The organism is Streptomyces sp. WELS2 (assembly GCF_013870595.1).
Lineage (GTDB): Bacteria > Actinomycetota > Actinomycetes > Streptomycetales > Streptomycetaceae > Streptomyces.
Map to the genome: position 1 here is coordinate 1 of NZ_JACBWZ010001165.1, position 1,589 is coordinate 1,589.

The 1,589-nt window shown below is 72.6% G+C and carries 1 protein-coding gene and 1 pseudogene; one reads left to right on the forward strand and one right to left on the reverse strand.

Annotation, left to right across the window (positions count from 1 at the left end):
* A pseudogene (locus tag H5J33_RS34680) lies at window positions 1–369 on the reverse strand (hypothetical protein); the annotation flags it as partial.
* Between the two features lie 364 nt (window positions 370–733).
* On the opposite strand from H5J33_RS34680, the gene H5J33_RS34685 reads away from it, so the two are divergent.
* Window positions 734–1,471: an IclR family transcriptional regulator gene (locus H5J33_RS34685; protein WP_181798629.1), complete on the forward strand. Its 738-nt coding sequence runs from the start codon at window positions 734–736 to the stop codon at window positions 1,469–1,471.
* Window positions 1,472–1,589 lie beyond the last annotated feature (118 nt).

A 1,589-nucleotide genomic window follows, 5' to 3' on the forward strand; every position in this document is an offset into this window, starting at 1 on the left:
GATGCGGCGGTCGGACCAGGCGGGCCGGGACCGAAGGATGCGCAGGGCGGCCGTACGGCGTTCCGCGAGCGACAGCGGAAGCCCGTGCGCGGTGTTGGCATGGACGGCGTAGACGAACGCCTCGTCCGGTCCGCCGTCGAAGTAGCGGACGGCGATGGTCCGGTCGCCCCTGCGCAGGGCGGCTTCCAGGCGGTGCAGACCGTCGATGACCCGGCCCGTCGCCGCGTGGACGACGACCGGCGGGAAGGGGTCGTCCAGGGCGGCCAGCGTCTCCACGTGGCCGGGGTCGAGACGGCGTCTCGGGGAGGCGGCCGGGCGCAGGCGGCCGACAGCCACCTGCTCGACGCGGCCGCCCAGTCCGCGTCTCACCTCCGCGGCGACGGAGGATGCCGGATCGGCGCCGCGTGGGCCCGGTCCGGCGTCGTATAAGGAGATCTTCCCGGCCGAGGAGACCTTCTCTGCGTCGGCAGCGTGCACTCTTCCCCCTTCGTGCTCGGCCGCGCGGGACGGCGGCGCGACACCCGGCCTCGCCGATCGCGGCTTCGCGGCCGGGGCTCCCGCACGGCCGGTCAGCCGTTGCTCTCGCTACGGAATGGCGAGGGCGTAAACCAAATATTTCCGGTATGTTGAACTGGAGCTCGCATTCGGCATGCTCATTTCCGCATTGCGCTACAACGCTAGCACGTTGCCCCTCATGTGGGACGGTGCCCAATCACGAAGAGGAAGATTCGGCATGGTGGAATCCGACTCCACACGCCCACATCGCGTGCAGTCCGTGGCCCGCGCCTTCGCCTTGCTGGAGGCCGTCGGCGCCGCCGCCGAGGGGGCCCGCCTGAGCGACGCGGCCGCGTCCGTCGGCCTGTCCCGCAGCACCGCCCACAACCTGCTGTCCACGCTGGAGTCGCTCGGGTACGTGACCCAGCGTTCCTCGGCGGGGCGGTACATCCTCACGGAACGCCTGACCGAACTCGCCCGCGGCTCCGTCGGCAGCGACGACGCGCTGCGCGACACCGTCCACCCGGTGCTCGACAAGCTCGCCTCGATCAGCGCCGAGACCTGTTACCTCGCCGTCCCCGCACTGCGGGACTACGTGTACATCGACACCGTGGAGTCCTCCCAGCCGCTCAAGCTGGCCGTACCCGTCGGCGGACACGACCCCTTCTTCGGCACCGCCATCGGACACGTGCTGCTCGCCTTCCGGCCGGCCACCGCCGAGCGCCTCGCCCGCGAGCAGCCGGAGGAGTGGGCCCGCTGGAAGGAGCACGTCGCCGCCGTGCACGAACTCGGCTACGCCCTCGACGTGGAGGACTACCAGCCGGGACTGTGCTGCGCCGCGGTGCCGGTCCGCCGGCACGGCCGCGTCGTGGCCGCCCTCGGAGTGTCCGGCCCGGCGTCCCGGCTGCCGCAGGAACGTCTGCGCGAGCTGGCGCTCACCGCGTCCCACCTCCTGACGACGGAGCGGATCGGCTGACCCGGGGCCCCGGCGGCGGGCCGGCCCCGTCTATTACGCCTGCCCCACCCGCGCGGCCATGTCCGTCACCGATTCCGTCACCGGGGCCCGCGCCACCGAGGACTCGCCGCTCCGCGTC

Excerpts from the sequence above, each read along its gene's own strand:
- H5J33_RS34685 (WP_181798629.1), top strand. The coding sequence starts at position 734 with ATGGTGGAATCCGACTCCACACGCCCACATCGCGTGCAGTCCGTGGCC.